16 protein-coding genes and 1 other RNA gene are annotated in these 17,142 nt (G+C 40.3%); 15 read left to right on the forward strand and 2 right to left on the reverse strand.

The genetic code is table 11. The features are described from left to right. Positions 1 to 163 precede the first annotated feature (163 nt). From pspA to maiA, 7 genes are all read left to right on the forward strand, one after another. On the forward strand, positions 164 to 856 hold the full coding sequence (gene pspA, locus ACKLNX_RS13740) for a phage shock protein PspA (protein ID WP_411694132.1): 693 nt from the start codon (positions 164 to 166) through the stop codon (positions 854 to 856). Between the two features lie 123 nt (positions 857 to 979). After that, on the forward strand, positions 980 to 1,219 hold the full coding sequence (gene pspB, locus ACKLNX_RS13745; protein ID WP_411694131.1) for an envelope stress response membrane protein PspB: 240 nt from the start codon (positions 980 to 982) through the stop codon (positions 1,217 to 1,219). Next, positions 1,216 to 1,695, forward strand: a complete 480-nt coding sequence (locus ACKLNX_RS13750) for a PspC domain-containing protein (protein ID WP_411694130.1) — start codon at positions 1,216 to 1,218, stop codon at positions 1,693 to 1,695. Before pspB ends, ACKLNX_RS13750 begins: the two co-directional genes overlap by 4 nt. A gap of 216 nt (positions 1,696 to 1,911) precedes the next feature. After that, complete coding sequence (gene phhA / locus ACKLNX_RS13755; protein ID WP_411694129.1) at positions 1,912 to 2,724, forward strand: phenylalanine 4-monooxygenase; 813 nt, start codon at positions 1,912 to 1,914, stop codon at positions 2,722 to 2,724. Between the two features lie 193 nt (positions 2,725 to 2,917). Beyond that, positions 2,918 to 4,471: a transcriptional regulator TyrR gene (gene tyrR / locus ACKLNX_RS13760; RefSeq protein ID WP_411694128.1), complete on the forward strand. Its 1,554-nt coding sequence runs from the start codon at positions 2,918 to 2,920 to the stop codon at positions 4,469 to 4,471. 152 nt (positions 4,472 to 4,623) lie between these two features. Beyond that, positions 4,624 to 5,640 (forward strand): fumarylacetoacetate hydrolase family protein, encoded by a 1,017-nt coding sequence (locus tag ACKLNX_RS13765; RefSeq protein ID WP_412972787.1) that lies wholly within the window; start codon positions 4,624 to 4,626, stop codon positions 5,638 to 5,640. 13 nt (positions 5,641 to 5,653) lie between these two features. Beyond that, the gene (gene maiA / locus ACKLNX_RS13770; RefSeq protein WP_412972788.1) at positions 5,654 to 6,307 is read left to right on the forward strand and encodes a maleylacetoacetate isomerase; all 654 of its coding nucleotides are present in this window, start codon (positions 5,654 to 5,656) and stop codon (positions 6,305 to 6,307) included. 17 nt (positions 6,308 to 6,324) lie between these two features. Here maiA and ACKLNX_RS13775 read toward each other — a convergent pair whose 3' ends face one another. Further along, on the reverse strand, positions 6,325 to 6,792 hold the full coding sequence (locus tag ACKLNX_RS13775; RefSeq protein WP_411694125.1) for an Lrp/AsnC family transcriptional regulator: 468 nt from the start codon (positions 6,790 to 6,792) through the stop codon (positions 6,325 to 6,327). A gap of 273 nt (positions 6,793 to 7,065) precedes the next feature. On the opposite strand from ACKLNX_RS13775, the gene ACKLNX_RS13780 reads away from it, so the two are divergent. Both ACKLNX_RS13780 and ffs read left to right on the forward strand, forming a co-directional pair. Beyond that, positions 7,066 to 8,112, forward strand: a complete 1,047-nt coding sequence (locus ACKLNX_RS13780; protein WP_412972789.1) for a Glu/Leu/Phe/Val family dehydrogenase — start codon at positions 7,066 to 7,068, stop codon at positions 8,110 to 8,112. Positions 8,113 to 8,194: 82 nt separating this feature from the next. After that, positions 8,195 to 8,291, forward strand: an RNA gene (gene ffs / locus ACKLNX_RS13785) — signal recognition particle sRNA small type. Positions 8,292 to 8,353: 62 nt separating this feature from the next. On the opposite strand, the gene ACKLNX_RS13790 is transcribed toward ffs, so the two are convergent. Then, a complete protein-coding gene (locus tag ACKLNX_RS13790; RefSeq protein ID WP_412972790.1) occupies positions 8,354 to 8,626 on the reverse strand; it encodes a late competence development ComFB family protein in 273 nt (90 codons plus the stop codon). Between the two features lie 461 nt (positions 8,627 to 9,087). On the opposite strand from ACKLNX_RS13790, the gene ACKLNX_RS13795 reads away from it, so the two are divergent. The 6 genes from ACKLNX_RS13795 to ACKLNX_RS13820 all read left to right on the forward strand — a co-directional run bounded on the left by ACKLNX_RS13795 (position 9,088) and on the right by ACKLNX_RS13820 (position 17,141). Beyond that, positions 9,088 to 11,946: a TonB-dependent receptor domain-containing protein gene (locus tag ACKLNX_RS13795; protein ID WP_412972791.1), complete on the forward strand. Its 2,859-nt coding sequence runs from the start codon at positions 9,088 to 9,090 to the stop codon at positions 11,944 to 11,946. Between the two features lie 132 nt (positions 11,947 to 12,078). Then, positions 12,079 to 13,734 carry a sulfotransferase gene (locus ACKLNX_RS13800; RefSeq protein ID WP_412972792.1) on the forward strand — a complete coding sequence of 552 codons (1,656 nt, stop codon included), beginning with the start codon at positions 12,079 to 12,081 and terminating at the stop codon, positions 13,732 to 13,734. Between the two features lie 336 nt (positions 13,735 to 14,070). Further along, positions 14,071 to 14,835: a DUF3450 domain-containing protein gene (locus ACKLNX_RS13805; RefSeq protein WP_412972793.1), complete on the forward strand. Its 765-nt coding sequence runs from the start codon at positions 14,071 to 14,073 to the stop codon at positions 14,833 to 14,835. Positions 14,836 to 14,840: 5 nt separating this feature from the next. Beyond that, positions 14,841 to 16,205, forward strand: coding sequence for a MotA/TolQ/ExbB proton channel family protein (locus ACKLNX_RS13810; protein ID WP_412972794.1), 1,365 nt, complete (start codon positions 14,841 to 14,843; stop codon positions 16,203 to 16,205). A gap of 1 nt (position 16,206) precedes the next feature. Continuing rightward, positions 16,207 to 16,731, forward strand: a complete 525-nt coding sequence (locus tag ACKLNX_RS13815; RefSeq protein ID WP_411694118.1) for a MotA/TolQ/ExbB proton channel family protein — start codon at positions 16,207 to 16,209, stop codon at positions 16,729 to 16,731. 11 nt (positions 16,732 to 16,742) lie between these two features. After that, positions 16,743 to 17,141 carry an ExbD/TolR family protein gene (locus tag ACKLNX_RS13820; RefSeq protein WP_411694117.1) on the forward strand — a complete coding sequence of 133 codons (399 nt, stop codon included), beginning with the start codon at positions 16,743 to 16,745 and terminating at the stop codon, positions 17,139 to 17,141. Position 17,142: the final 1 nt, after the last annotated feature.

Genomic DNA, 17,142 nt, shown 5'->3' on the forward strand with positions numbered 1-17,142 from the left:
TAGTCTACTTGAAAAAAAACAAAAATCCTAAATTTCTTTGAATTATATTATTTGTTATTTAAAACAGTGTGTTAGATGGTTTTGATAAGTTGGCAAGCATATTGAATAGTAAATACCAAGTTCAATAATAAATTTTTAGATTAAACAACAGAGGTAAATGACGATGGGTATATTTTCACGTTTTACAGATATTATTAACTCTAACATTAATGCGTTATTAGACAAGGCTGAAGATCCTGAAAAAATGGTTCGCTTGATTATTCAAGAAATGGAAGACACTTTAGTTGAAGTTCGTTCGGCTTCTGCCAAAACGATAGCTAATAAGAAAGACGTCAGCAACCAAGTTTCTCGCTTAAACCGAGAAGTCGCAGAATGGCAGGAAAAAGCAGAGTTAGCACTAAGCAAGGATCGTGAAGACTTAGCTAGAGCAGCATTGCATGAAAAGCAGAAAACATCAGAATCTGTTGAATCTTTGAAGCATGAGCTTAGCTTGATAGAGAGCGAACTCGAAAAGCTACAAAGTGAAACAGGTCAACTTCAAGAAAAGTTAGCTGACGCGAAAACACGTCAAAAAACGATTCTAATGCGCCAAAAGACGGTAAGTTCGCGTTTAGAAGTAAAGAAGCGTTTAGACAGCAATACTGTTGACGCTGCGATGGGTAAATTCGAACAATTCGAGCGCAAAATTGATGATTTAGAATCTCAAGTAGAAGCTTATGATATTGGTAAGAAAACGCTGAAAGACGAGTTTGCAGAGCTAGAAGCGGGTGGCAAGATTGATAATGAATTGGAAGCATTGAAGAAAAAGATGCAGGCGAAAACAGAGAAGCCAACTGCGAAAGCAAAGAAAGCGTAAATCTGTTATAAACTTAATATCATTATTAGAGAACCCTGTTTACACTTGGTAAAAAACAGAAAGGTTGCGGCGAACGGAATGCCGCAACGTTCTCATTAAAAAGCTACCACTAGGAGAAATATCGTGGACGAATTATTAGTTATTTTTGCCGGCGTTCCGTTAATTTTATTTACTTTGTTTGTCGCCCCAATTTGGTTAATTCTGCATTATCGCAGTAAAAAACAAGTTAGCCAGGGCTTGTCAGAGGAAGAGTTTGCAACACTGCAGAAGCTAGCTGAGAAAGCAGAGTTAATGTCAGAACGAATTCATACTTTAGAAACAATTTTAGACGAAGAAGCACCGAAATGGAGGGAAAGAGCATGAACACCGGAACCTCACTTTATCGCGACCCAGAGAATGGTAAAATAGCAGGCGTATGTGCCGGCATTGCTGAATACTTTAAGTTAGAAACATGGTTGGTGAGAATATTAACCGTGACGGCTTTCTTCTTAATGGCGGGTCCATTTGTTGTTGTTACATACATTGCGGCTTGGTTTATTTTAGACAAAAAGCCCGCTAATGCTGACGACATTCACTTCGGTGAAGAACAAAGCACTACCGCATCAAGTAGCCGATGGGGGGATTCAAGCTGGTACTCTCGTTCATCGGGCAAAGCGAGTAAAAACCAAGAACGTAAAATAGAAGTGAAGAAACGTATTTGGCAAGCAGGTGAACCACCTAGAGAAGCATTTTTTGATATTCAGGAACGTTTTAGAGTCGCGGAACTTAAATTACGCAAGTTAGAAGGTTATGTGACCTCAAGAGAATATCAAATTAATAGAGAAATTAGCAGACTATAAGCATAGTCACTCCCGATACATATCAGACAACCCTCCCTTTTTAATGCTGCACTTTGTGCGGCATTTTTTTATTTTAGTGGCTTCCGATGGTAGTTGTGTAAACTTTAGATTACAAAGTGTGTATTTTTCATATGGATTAGAATGAGCTAGATCATTCTAGTTCCTTAAAAATTAGTTAACATTCTCCTGTCGAAATTAACTGAATGATAAATTGTTATGATAAGTTCACCGCCAAAGAAAACGAAGTACATTTCCCGTCAATCAGACGAAAATGGCATAATTCAATGGTCAGATGAAGAAAATCAAATTTGGCAGCAATTATATGAGCGTCAAGTTACCTTGTTGCCCGGTAGAGCGTGCGACCAATACATGCAGGGTCTAGATCTTATAAATTTAACAAAAGATCGCATCCCACAGTTGAAAGATATTGACGAAGTGCTTATGCGTGAAACGGGTTGGAAGACGGCTGAAGTACCTGCACTTATCAATTTTACCGAGTTTTTTACCTTGTTGGCGAATAAACAATTTCCTGTTGCAACCTTCATTCGAAGCAAAGAAGAGTTTGATTACTTACAAGAACCCGATATTTTCCACGAGATTTTTGGCCATTGTCCGCTATTAACAAATCCGGCGTTTGCAGAGTTTACACATACATATGGTAAATTAGGTTTAGCGGCGAATAAAGAAGATAGGGCCTATTTAGCAAGACTGTACTGGTTTACAGTTGAGTTTGGACTATTAAAAACACCAGATGGATTGCGTATTTACGGTGGAGGGATATTATCTTCACCAGGTGAGACTCATTACGCGCTTGAAAGTGATATTCCGGAAAGGCACCCTTTAAACCCTATCGACGTATTACGTACGCCATACAGAATAGATATCATGCAACCTTTGTATTATGTGCTTGAAGACTTCGACAATCTGTTTGATATTTCACAAATGGATATTATGGCACTTGTCGAAGAAGCTAAAAAATTAGGTTTGTTTGAACCTAAATTCCCACCAAAGAATAAACTAGCAAGTTAAGTTGAAATCTATTGCGCACTTTGTCTGTCTAATTGGTAAGGCAGGGCAAGTTTTATTTGTTTTAGCAACGAATAAATAGACTGGACAAGTGCGCTCGCTTTATACTGATCTTGGAAGAGATAAACACGTATAAAATTTCATTAAATGAATCTTTTATCACCCTGCGGTGACTTATCAGGTAGCTAATACACTCATGCGATTGGAAATAGATTGTCAAGATAGGCTTGGAATTACGCAAGACGTTTTGGATATTCTAACTGAATATGACATTGACCTGCGTGGAATAGAAATTGATGAAGTGGGTAAAATATTTCTCGATTTCCCAACAATAGAGTTTGAAAACTTTCAACATTTAATGCCGAAGATCCGCCGGATAAAAGGCATTGCTGATGTGAAAACGACACCTTTCATGCCCATTCAGCGTGAGCGGAATCAATTGCGTGCGTTGCTTCAAACCTTACCTGATCCTTGTTTTTCTACCGACACCTCTGGAAAAATTATCCTGTTCAATGATGCTGTTGCTAGCGGGCTTGAGCTGGAGCCGGAGCAGATTCTGCAACTGAACATAGACGAAGTACTCAGTGGTTTCAATATTTCGAAATGGTTAGAGCGCAAGGATATTGCTGCACAGACTCACCGAGTGAAGTTTATTGAGCAAGATTACATTGCTGATATTTTACCCGTTGACGTTCCCGATAATGACAAAACAGTTTTGGCTGGGGCGGTTGTCATATTGAAATCGGAATCGCGTTTAGGGCAACAAGTGACCGTATTCAATAAAACAACATCCAATTGTTTTGACACCTTCCAAGCCGTTAGCCCTTCGATGAAAAAAGTGATTCGCGATGCGAAGCGCATGGCTGAGTTGGAAGGCCACATGCTGATATACGGAGAATCAGGAACAGGCAAACAAAGTATTGCTAAAGCATGCCATGACAGCAGCCCAAGAGCCGAGGGTCAATTTCATGTATTAAATTGTGCATCTTTGCCAGATGATGTTGCAGAAACCGAATTGTTTGGTATCGAGCAAGATGAATTTAATGGACTCGAAACAAAAATAGGATTAATTGAGCTGGCATCTGGCGGAACCTTAGTCCTAGATGAAATTTCAGAAATGTCACAACAGTTGCAATCCAAGTTATTACGCGTGATCGAAGATGGACAATATCGCAAGGCAGGACAAACACGCGCCCTCAAGGTAGATTTGCGGATAATCTGCACTACCTGCAAAGATCTTGCAGAAGCAGTTGAACTTGGCACATTTAGAGAGGATTTATACTATCGCTTGAATGTTTTAGCGTTAGTGTTGCCACCTTTACGAGAGCGTAAAAACGATATCATACCGCTCTCTGAAAACATCGTACGAAACCACAGCAATAAATTAGGTATTCGTTCGCCCAAGTTAAGTAAATCTTGCGTGACTTATTTACAAGCTTACCCATGGCCTGGCAACGTTCGTCAGCTTAAAAACGCGTTATATCGCGCAATGGCATTAATGGATGGTAATGAAATAACCAAAGAGGCTATTCAATTGCCTAGTTGCAGTACAACGGTTAATTACATAGACGAAAACTTTGAAGGTACTTTAGATCAAGAAGTGAAGAAGTTTGAAAAAGACCTACTGAAACGGCTTTATCCGTCATACCCAAGCACAAGGCAACTAGCCAAAAAGCTGGGCCTGAGTCACACAGCTATTGCAAATAAGCTCCGTGATTATGGTATTAGCAAAGCAACTGTAAAGTATTAATTACAAATAATGACTGTAGCCCCTATTTTAGGGGCTTTTTTTTTGATTCATTTACTCAGCCAAAGTCAAAAAATGCAGATGTCTCAATCTGTTTTCAACGTTATAATAAGACAATCCTAAAAGCAGCGCGAAATAATAAAAAGGTTGAATGAATGAAATTAGCGACTTACAAAAATAACACACGAGACGGCAAGTTAATGCTCGTTAGCCGTGACCTAACTCAAACAATTGAAGTGGCAGATATTGCTTCAACCATGCAGCAAGCATTAGATGATTGGGCGCAAATTCAACCTGCGCTGCAAGATCGTTACGAACAACTCAACGCTGGTAGCCTCAAAGCAGAGACATTTGATGAATCTCTGTGTGAAAGCCCATTACCTCGTGCATTTCAATGGGCCGATGGTAGCGCTTACGTAAATCATGTTGAATTGGTTAGAAAGGCTCGCGGAGCTGAAATTCCAGCATCTTTTTGGACTGATCCTTTGATGTACCAAGGTGGCTCTGACGATTTCATCGGCCCTCGTGATGAGGTTTTATTACCTTCTGACGAATGGGGAATTGACTTCGAAGGCGAAGTAGCGGTAATTACAGATGATGTGCCAATGGGTGTAGCAGCAGACAAAGCGGGTGACCATATTAAGTTGTTGATGTTGGTTAATGATGTGTCATTGCGTGGATTAATTCCGGGTGAATTAGCAAAAGGTTTTGGCTTCTTTCAATCTAAGCCTTCTTCTGTGTTTTCTCCAGTTGCAGTCACTCCTGACGAGCTAAACGACGCTTGGAAAGAAAACAAGGTACATCTACCACTAGTGTCACATTACAACAGCGCCTTATTTGGTAAGCCTGAAGCAGGCGAAGATATGACCTTCGATTTTGCACAATTAGTTGCTCATGCGGCTAAATCTCGCAATCTTGGTGCTGGGGCAATTATCGGTTCTGGTACTGTTTCGAATAAACAAGGTACTGAACATGGTTCGTCTATTGAAGAAGGTGGTGTAGGTTACTCATGTATCGCTGAAGTGCGCATGATTGAGACCATTAGAGATGGGAAGCCAGCCACACCATTCATGTCGTTTGGTGATTCAATTCGCATCGAAATGTTTGATCGTGATGGAAAAAGCATTTTTGGCGCGATTGACCAAGTAGTTAAATCATCAATAGCAAAATAGGCTGGGAGATAGCATGAGTCTGAAATTACACGGCTACTGGCGCTCTTCTGCGACTTATCGAGTCAGAATTGCGATGCACTACAAGCAACTAGATTTTGATTATGTACCAGTGCATTTAGTGAAAGACGGTGGAGAGCAAAAAAGCTCTGCATATAGCAGTATGAACCCGTCGATGCTAGTGCCTACTTTTGTGGATGACGACGCAGATATTGTGTTAAACCAGTCTCTGGCAATTGTTGAGTATTTGGATGAAAAATATCCAGATACTCCTCCTTTGCTACCTTCTCATACACTTGATAGGGCTAGAATTCGAGCGTTTGCGCAGGATATAGCCTGTGATATTCAACCCATTACGAATTTACGCATCCTACAAAGCCTGCAATCGGATTACGATGCCAGTAGCGAGCAAAAACAGGCTTGGTGTGTAAAATGGATAGAGAAAGGATTTAATGCACTGGAAAAGCGTTTAGCAACACGTTCAGGTAAGTATTGTTATGGCTATGATGTGACCTTAGCTGATATATGCCTTGTACCGCAGGTTTATAATGCACTGCGTTTTAAGGTTGATATGCAGCAATTCCCGCTCATTCAGAAAATTTACGATAACTGTAACGAATTAGAAGCGTTTCAAAAGGCGATGCCTGAAGCGCAAATTGACGCTATCTAATTCGTTAGCGACAGAGCTTATATATTTTTAATAGGTAGCTCTGTCGTGTTTTTTACTTGTTTTAAAGCGAAAGTCGAGCTCAAGTGATCAACTAAAGGTAGGTGGGTCAATTTAGTTTTAAGTAGCTGTTCATACTCTTCAATACTTTCAACGATTACTTTTAAGAGATAGTCTTTATCACCGCTTGTTGTATGACATTCAACGATTTCTTCAATTTCTTGAACAGCTGTTTCAAAATCAACTAGCGAGTCACCGTCATGGTTTTTCAGGGTGACATATATAAAAACAGACACGCCAAGGTTAAGCTTTTTGCTATCGAGCAAGGTTACTTTTTGACGAATGACGCCATCTGCTTCCATGCGTTTAACTCTGCGCCAACATGGTGTATGAGATAAACCTACGTATTGGCTTAATTCTGCCATAGATACGGTAGCGTCTTTTTGCATTACTCTTAGAATTTCACGATCAAACTTATCTAACTTCATTTTTTATCCGTGTGTGAGATGTATCACTTAAGTCTTCGCCATTATAGGATAGATATCCTAGAAATAGAAAATAATAAATACATTTATTTAACAAGTTTTTTAATCACAAGTGTAAATCGCAAGATACGTCCTCGACATCATCGGCTACAATCGCTCTTGTAACACTGCGTTTAATGTATGGTTGACGAATGTTTAACGTATACTGCGCAGTGACGATTGAATGCATAAAAAATAGCCAAATTAAATAACAACAATTCTAACAATAAGGTATTTATGTCAGTTTTTGACCACCCAGAGTTTGCAGAGCATGAACATGTTTCTTTCTATCATGATAAAGAAACAGGTTTGAAGGCTATTATTGCTGTACACAATACAAATCTTGGCCCAGGTTTAGGTGGCTGCAGAATGTTCAATTATGCGAATTCTGAAGATGCCCTAACCGATGTTTTGCGACTGTCAAAAGGTATGACCTATAAAGCAGCTATGGCGGGCTTGAAGCAAGGTGGCGGTAAAGCGGTCATTTTTGGTGATCCTCGCAAAGATAAAACTCCTGAAATGATGAAAGCAATGGGACGTTTTGTAGACACTTTCAAAGGCCAATACATTACTGCAGAGGATTCCGGTATAGCAGTTTCAGATATTTGCTTAATGGGCGAAAGTACCGAGCATGTGAGTGGGACTTTTTCGAAGTACAGTTTTGATGGGAGCTTGGCTGATGGGAATCCGGCGCCGGCTACAGCCTATGGTGTATTTGTAGGAATTAAGGCAGCCGTGCAACACGTATTTCAGTCTGATTTACGCGGCAAAAAGATCGCTATAAAAGGTATTGGTCATGTGGGTATTAGACTGGCTGAACATCTTTCTAGGGAAGGGGCCATATTATACGTTGCTGATATTTTTCCTGATGGTGTAAATAAAGCGGTAGCAGAATTTGGCGCGACTGAGGTTGATGTAGCCGATATTGACTCGTTAGATGTTGACGTTTTTGCACCTTGTGCTTTGGGCAATGCGATTAATGCGCAAAATATACACTCGATTAAAGCACGTATTATCGCTGGTGCGGCGAACAATCAACTCGCGTCTAGCTCAATTGGTGAAGAGCTCACCCAAAGAGGCATTTTATACGCGCCTGATTATGTGATAAATGCGGGTGGTATCATTGATATCTATCATCAACGAACAGACAGCAATGCAGATAAATTGCGCAAGCATTTAAATCAAATAGGTGAAACTTTGACTACTATTTTTGCGGAGTCTGATAAGAGCGGGCACGCTACTGCAAAGGTGGCTGATAAACTAGCTGAATTAAAATTTAAATAAATTGGATTGAAGCGGTTGCAAGTAATCGCAGAAATCGGCATACTCCACGCCGTCTTGATTGCAAGACGGTTTCTATGGTGAGCTCTGGTTCTCTCGCAATGATAATTTGGAAACCCGGTCAGGCCCGGAAGGGAGCAGCCGTACCAAAGGACTCATGTGCCGAGATGTGGCTAGGGCTTGCCACCCAATTCCATTAACGCTCCAACAGATTTATCTAGCTGTAATTCTACTCTCTCTCGCTTTACTCTTCAGTTTTTGGATGTGCTTCTAAGTATTTACTTGCATTGTTAACGGCGTGAGATACGTTCATTTCCATCTGTCTTCTCTCAGACGCTGGTAGATAAAATGCCATATCCACTTCGTGTCTAATGTATCTAGGTGGCAATTGGTTAAGCACTAAGCATGTAAGATCTGCTAAGAAGTCTGCAGATTTGCTTTGGTTGAAACCTAAGGCTTCGATTTTCTCTAAGACTAAATGCTCATAATAGTTATGAATGTCATCATCGAGTTTCATTTTTATCCCTTGACCAGTTAAATTCATTTACATCTTAGAATATATCGGCAAAAAATACGAAAACAGAATGGTAAAACCCTTCTTATTTATTATTAAAGGTCTTTTTGTGTATTAAATAAGCAACAGTATGCCCTATATCTATTCCCTCATTTTATCGCAAAAAGTTTACAAAACAGTCCTTTAAACTAGCCTTTATTACTCTAATCGGTGTTTTTGTCCTAATATTTCCTTGTTATTAGGACGCTTTGTTTGCTTTTACCTGTGCTGAGTTTACATTTGCTCAACATCAATTAGACCTGAAGCACTTATTATTACTGAATAAAATGCTTCAAGTGTTGACCATACTTGTATGCTGTGTATATTATTGTCGGTATGGGAATATAATCTCATACAATATAAAAAATCGTCTAAACGATTATTTCACAAGAACCTCCGGGTTCAACGTGTCTAGGGAGACATAAATGTTTACAAATTCAAAATTAGCAAAGTCAGTTAAACTGGCTTGTTTATTCAGCGCCGCCTCTTTGGTTGGTGTTGCAGGTAATGCTGCAGCTCAAGAAGATAGTGCTGACGTAGTAGAAAAAATTCAGGTAACTGGTTCGCGTTTCCAAAGAACTGATATGGAAACTGCAAGTCCAGTACAAATCACTTCTGACGTAGAAATCAAACTTTCTGGTTTCACACGTATCGAAGATTTGTTGAACAGCTTGCCGCAAATCGAAGCTGGCCAAACTAGTTTCATCTCTAACGGTGCTTCTGGTACAGCGAGTCTTGATTTACGCGGTCTAGGTTCTTCAAGAACTTTGGTTCTTGTGAATGGTCGTCGTTTACAGCCAGGCGGTGTTTACTCACAGTCACCAGATATCAACCAAATTCCAGCATCGCTTGTTAAGCGTGTTGAAGTATTAACTGGTGGTGGTTCAACAGTTTATGGTGCTGATGCCGTAGCTGGTGTTGTTAACTTTGTTATGGATACTGATTTTGAAGGTCTTGAAATCACAGCAGGTGCTGGCGGTTATCAACATAACAATGACAACGAATATATCCAAGGTTTGATGGACGCAAGAAACTTCGAATACCCAGACGGTAACAGCGGTATCGACGGTACTTCATTTAACTTTGACGTGACTCTTGGTGGCGCGTTCGACGGTGGCCGTGGTCATGCAGTTGCTTACGCTACTTACAGAAAAGATAACGAATTGAGACAAGAAGCTCGCGATTACTCTTCTTGTGCACTTAATGCTGGTGGTACAGCATGTGGTGGTTCTGGTAACGCTATCGTTCCAAACTTCTACATGGGTACTATCAACGACGACGGTTCTTATGACTTTAACGGATTTAACGACTATTGGACGCTTAACTCAACTGGTTTCCAAGTACCGTCTTCTGGCAATATTTACAACTACGCGCCTGTTAACCATTTCATGCGTCCAGATGAGCGTTTCAGTGTTGGTACTTTTGTAAACTACGAAATCAACGATCACTTTAATCCTTACTTAGAAACTTCATTCATGAGAGACGTGACAAAAGCACAAATCGCTGAGTCAGGTACTTTCTTTAACGAAGCTTATGAAATTGCTTATGATAGCCCGTTATTGAATGACGTACAAAGAGGTCAATTGACTTCTGAGCTAGGTGTGGTTTCAGGTGAAAACTTCGTAACTTACATCGGTAAGCGTAACGTTGAAGGTGGCCCACGTGCTTCAAACTTAGAGCATAACTCTCTAAGAATCGTTCTTGGTACTAAAGGCGACGTAAATGATAACTGGTACTACGATACTTCATTCCAGTATGGTACTACAGGTTCATCTGCTGCTTACATTAACGACTTCTTCGGTCCACGAATTGCTACAGCTGTAGATTCAGAAGCGTGTGCTGCTGACAGTGCTTGTATCCCTTATGAAGTTTTCACTCTTAACGGTGTAACTGCTGAGTCTGCTGGTGCACTAACAGGTGTTGGTATCCTTAACGGTGAAACAACGCAAACAGTATTAACTGGTTATGTAACTGGTGACTTAGACTTTACTTTACCTTCAGCTGACGCTCCAGTGGCTATCGTTTTAGGTGCTGAATACAGAAAAGAAGAGTTCGAAAGACTTTCTGATGAAGTTTTTGAAAGAGGTCTATTGCTAGGTCAAGGTGGTCCAACTACCTCTATCTCTGGTGAATATAGCGTTAAAGAAATCTTCTCAGAACTTAGCGTTCCTGTATTAGAAAACTTGAATATTGAAGCGGGTCTTCGTTATTCTGACTACAGCACTTCTGGTGGCGAAACTACTTATAAACTAGCCGCAGACTGGGATGTTGTTGATAACTATAAGCTACGTGCTTCATACAACCGTGCTGTAAGAGCGCCAAACGTTGCTGAGTTGTTCTCTCCTCAGTCTCTAGGCCTTTGGTCTGGTGTTGATCCATGTTCAAACGATACAACAACGGGTGTTCCAGAGTTAAGTGCTGCTGCATGTGCTAACACTGGCGTAACTGCTGCTCAGTACGGTAACATTGCTGCAAGCCCTGCTTCACAATACAACCAAGTAACTGGTGGTAACCCAGATCTACAAGTAGAAGTAGCTGATACTTATACTCTAGGTTTAGTTGGTCAACCAATGGACAATCTTAACTTCTCAATCGACTACTGGAACATTGAGATGGAAGACGTAATTGGTTCTGTTGGTGCTGAACTAACCGTGAGACAGTGTGCTGCAACAGGTTCTGCTGCATATTGTAACAACATCACTCGTAACTCTTCTGGTAGCTTATGGGTTGGTCAAAACGGTTTCGTACAAGCAACATCTATTAACCTTGCCGGTCGTGCCTGGGAAGGTATTGACTTGAGTGTTAACCACACTTACGAAATTGGTGAAGGCACACTTACTACTAAAGTTATCGGTTCTTACATGATGACTAAAGAGTATGATGCGATTCCAGGTGACGAATCTGCTAAGTACGATTGTGCTGGCAACGTAAGCACAGACTGTTTCGCGCAGCCTAACTGGAGACACACTGCAACGGTAACTTACTCTACAGATAGCTTCTGGTCAGTATCTGCTAAGTGGCGTTACTTTGGTGCTGTAGATTATGATGGCACTGCAGATTTACTTCTTGTTAAAGAAGGCGGAATCGGTTCAAACAGCTACTTAGATCTTAAAGCATCGTTCGAAGTTAATGACAACACTGCAGTACTAGTTGGTGTTAACAACGTACTAGATAAAGAGCCGCCATTGGTTGGTGGTTCACTATCTGAGAATGGTAACGCAATTGCTGGTTTCTACGACACATTAGGTCGTTACTTGCATGCAAGTGTAACATTCAAGTTCTAAGCTAATTTAGCTAGAAAAATAGATTAGCAGCAGGTTTTTACCTGCTGCTTTTTTTTTGTGTAATCGTTGTAGTTTATCTAAACTAGCGTTCTACCTATTTTCACACAGTCACTAGAAGAGGCAGACAGTCCCTTGAACAGTCCATATGACATTGCTTTACAACAAGCTCAGTCAGGCCAATTAGAAAAAGCGTGGAATACATTAGCATTAAATACAAGCTCTCTTGGTCTAAGAGAATTGCATTTAATGCTTGATATTGCATTGTTGGCAAAAGAAATAGCTTGGCAAGAGCAATCTTTAATATTGCTATTACAAAAACAAGCGAATAATTACAGATGGGTAAATCAGCTCTCCGTCATTTATTACCACGCTCAGCATTTCCACAAGGCGGTTAAACTGTTAAGGCAGTATACAAGTATCGAGTCTCAGAACGCTTCAGCATGGTTCAATCTTGGGTTTATGTCGAAGTTAGCGGGGGAATATAAGGCAGCTATCGAAGCTTATAAGAAGGCCCTATTACTAAAGGTCGATTCTCCTGAAGAAGTCTATTGTAATATTGGCAATATATACTCCCAAGAGCTTTTGGATGCGCAGAAAGCGACTGAAAGCTATGAAAAAGCCTTAGAGTGCAATAAGTCATATGTTCAGGCAAAGTTCAACTTAGCTGGTTTATTAGAGCGAGAGGGGAAGCTAGAAGAGGCCTGTGCCGCGTTCCTTGATTGTGCTAAGTCTCCAAGTTTTTGTTTAAAAAGCTTGAGCAGGGCGCTTGAATTAGAATCAAATGCTAATAGTAAGCTTCGAATTGCTGATAAAATACAACTGTTACTAAAGGGTGGAAAGCGAACCGAAAACGTCATTGAAGACGTAGATGCGCTTTTTAGTCTAGGCCGCTTTTATGAAGAAGCTAAACAATATGAAAAATCATGGGCCTGCTTTGTTGAAGCAAATAACTTAGACCTAAAACAACGAAGCCCTGAGTCGATTGAAAAAAGCTTGAAGCAATGCGACTTGATAAAGCGTGAATTCAACCCTGACATACAAGTGAGTCAGAACCAAAGTGATTTAGTGTTTATTTGTGGGCTGTATCGATCGGGAAGTACCTTATTAGAAACGATGTTATCAACCCATCCTAGACTAGTATCTGGCGGTGAAATAGACGTATTCAGAAAACGCTTTTTTGATGAACAAGATTATTTTTCGGCACCAATTCAATTAAATGATACGAAAGCCAGTGAGATAATAAGTGAGTATTTATCACGTTTAAAAATGCACGCGAATGTTAATTTAGATGAGCTTGATACACAAAATAAAGGCCCTAAGCAATCGAATATCCGACACTTAGTTTTAGATAAAAATCCAGAAAACTTTCTTCTTGTGGGCTACATCAAAAAGCTATTTCCGAAAGCGAAGTTCATTTGGACTTTACGTGAAAAACAAAATAGTGTTTTTTCAATGTACGCCCAGCACTTCGGATTCTATCAGGCCTATTCAAGTAAAGTGTCAGATATCAGCACATTTTATGAACAACATCTCGGCTTGCTGGCCTTTTGGCAGAATTATTTTAATGAAGATATTAAAGTGGTTGATTATGAGCAACTTGTCAGCTCTCCTGAACAAACAATAAGCGAAATTTATCATTTTTTGCAGATAGAAAAAGATAATAATTACAGAAAGTTCAATGAATCAAAGCATCTTGTTAGCACGGCGTCTATGGCGCAAATTAGAAAACCATTGCACAAAAAGTCATTAAATCGGGTCGAACCCTTTAAGAAATGGTTAGATATCTAGCTCTTATGCTAGCAATCAGCTGATTGAACTATTCTATTTCGAATTCTAAGCCTACTTTTCAACTCCAACATAGCTAATAAATCAAGAAGTTTTTCACAAAATATGCATTTTTTGTTGATTTTTATTCATCATTTCTTTTTTCCCTTTAGCATGAAAAAAATCATACAAATAATTAACACTTCAACCATGCGTTTTCTTGACATTTAGATAACATCCTGTGACTATCTTAGGGGAGTGCATCGGTCTTTTGAATGCACGACTATGATAATTATAATTTCGACGCCCTTTATTGTTAGCGGCGTGAACTTCAAAACTATGGTTGGGAATATGTCCAAAATGAGCAAGAGAACTCAAATAGCATCATGCGTTCTGGGTGCATTAGCACTAGGGAATGCTTCGATCGTCTCTGCAGATCAGCTTCAAGACTTAAAAACTGAAGAAGCTAAGATCCATAAAGCAGCAGCGCAATCTCAAGAAAAAATCAATAACCTTTTCGAGCAATCTCAAGAATTATTGGCTGAATATAGAAATGTCATCGATTCGACGGAAAGCTTAAAAGTTTACAATGATTACTTGGCTAATCTAGTGGCAGACCAACAGCGTGGTATTGATTCACTACAGCGCCAAATCGATTCAATTGATGAAACACGTCAAAACATCGTGCCATTGATGTTCAATATGATTGATAGCCTAGAAGAATTTATTAAGCTAGACATTCCAATCAATATCGAAGAGCGCACAGAACGAGTTCAAAGACTTCGTGATGTGATGACCAACTCAAGCGTAACTGTTGCAGAACGTTTCCGTGTTGTTCTAGAAGCATATCAAACTGAAAACGAATACGGTTCTAAAATTGAAACTTACACAGGTACTATCGAAGATGGTGGCCAGGAAGTATCAGTTGATTTCTTTAACCTAGGTCGTACTGCGCTTCTAGCTTTATCCAAAGACCAGAAAAGTGCTTGGGTGTGGGACAACGATGCACGTAGTTATAAGAAGTTGGGTGATGAGTACCTTAGCTCAATCATTCAAGCCGTTCGTATGGCTCAGGGCTTAGTACCTGAAGATCTTATCAAATTACCAATTAAAGCTGCGGAGTAAGTATAATGAAAACAACAATGAAAACACTTGTTGCTGCAGTGGCTATGGTTTGTGTCAGTTCATTTGCACAAGCACAGTCGTCGACAACATTGCAAGATTTGCTACAAAAAGTAAAACAAGAAGGTTCGGTTCAATCTAATGTGAATCAGCAACGTGAAGCTGAGTTCCGTAAGGACCGCGCTGATAAACAAGGTATGTTGCGTCAAGCTCAAGCCGATTTACGTGCTGAAGAAGCTCGTGGTGATCGTCTAGCTAAGCAGTTTGCTGCAAACGAGCAAACTTTAGTAGATAAAGAAATTGAACTAGACACAGCTCAAGGTGACCTTGGTGAAATGTTTGGTGTTGTGCGTCAAGCTTCTGCTGATGCATTTGGTCGAATCTCAACTTCAATCGTAAGCGCTCAGTACCCTGGCCGTGATGCGTTCTTAGCTGAAATGTCAAAAGATTCTAAAGGTCTTCCAAACATTAAAGAATTAAGAGAGTTATGGGTTTCTTTACAAACTGAGATGACTGCTTCTGGCCAAGTTGAGAAATTTGAGACAGACGTACTAAACTTAGATGGCGGTAAAGAGAAGCAAACTGTTTTGCGTATCGGTTCTTTTAACTTGATCGGTGAGCAAGGCTACTTAGTTTATAATGACGAAGACAACAGCGTACAACCATTGGGCCGTCAACCAGATGGTTTCCAAGTAAGCACGACACAAGATATATTAAATGCGAGTGCTTCTGCCGGTTTCATTCCTGTTTATGTGGATCCTTCTCGTGGCGCAATCTTGAATTTATTCAAGCAAAAAGCGACTATGATGGAAAGATACCATGCAGGTGGACCAGTTGGTTACACAATCACGGTCATGTTAGCTATTGGCTTGCTAGTAGGTTTGTATAAGTTCCTTACACTTTCTGCAGTTGGCGCTAAAATGAAGTCTCAGCTTAAGAACATTGATCAGCCTAACGTTAAGAACCCACTGGGTCGTATCCTAACGGTTTATCAAGCAAACAAAGCTGCTGACGTTGAGACTCTAGAACTTAAACTAGATGAAGCTATTTTACGTGAATTACCAAGTGTCGATAGAGGCATCAATCTTATTAAGATTTTCGCAGCTATTGCACCTCTACTAGGTCTACTAGGTACGGTACTTGGTATGATTGAGACTTTCCAACAAATTACATTGTTCGGTACAGGCGACCCAAGAATCATGGCTGGTTCAATCTCAATGGCACTTGTAACGACAGCTCAAGGTATTATTGCAGCGCTACCATTAATTTTGGTACACAGTATTGTTGCTGCAAAAGCGAAGTCAATTGTTCATATCTTAGATGAGCAAACTGCTGGCTTCATTGCTACTAGCGCAGAGTCGGAGAAAGCTTAATATGTTGCACCTGATTGGATTATGGGAATCTGTCAGGGACTTTATCGCTACCGGCGGTGACGTGTTGTATTTCGTTGCTGCCGCGCTTTTCCTAATGTGGGTTTTGATGGTTGAGCGTTATTGGTATTTGAGTTCAGTTTTTCCAAAGGTGAAGAAACAAATTATCGCCGATTGGGATGCTAGAAAAGATACTACTTCATGGTATGCGCATAGAATTCGTGACACGTGGATTTCACAGGCGTCAGATTCTTTGAATGCTAGAATGCTAATTATCCGTACGTTAGTGGCAATGTGCCCACTAATCGGATTGTTAGGTACGGTAACCGGCATGATCGGTGTATTCGAGAGTATGGCAACACAAGGCACTGGTAACCCAAGAATAATGGCTGCTGGTATTTCAATGGCAACAATTCCGACAATGGCTGGAATGGTTGCAGCTCTTTCTGGACTGTTTTTCAGTTCACGCCTAGAAGCGAAAGCTAAAATGGCGAGAGAGACATTAGTTGATAGCCTGCCACATCATTAAGAGAGATTATCATGGGTCGTAAAGTAAGAATTGAAGAAGAAGATGCTCAAATCGACATGACGCCGATGTTGGACGTCGTCTTCATAATGCTAATATTCTTCATTGTAACGACTGTTTTTGTTAAGCAAGCAGGTATGGATGTAAACAAACCTGAAGGCGAAACAGCAGTCTTGAAGAAGAAGGCGAATATATTTATTGCGATAACCGAAAAAGGCGATATTTGGATGGATAGACGCGAGATTTCAGTGGAAGCTGTCGCGGCGAATCTTGAAAAATTATTGTCAGAGCAACCTTCAGAAATAGTCTTCATCCAAGCTGACGCGAAAGCCAAACATGGCATTGTCGTGAAAGTAATGGATCAAGTGAAGGAAGCCGGTATTGACCGCGTAGCAATTGCGGTGAGGAGTTAAC

It is taken from the genome of Glaciecola sp. MF2-115 (assembly GCF_047250385.1).
Lineage (GTDB): Bacteria > Pseudomonadota > Gammaproteobacteria > Enterobacterales > Alteromonadaceae > Glaciecola.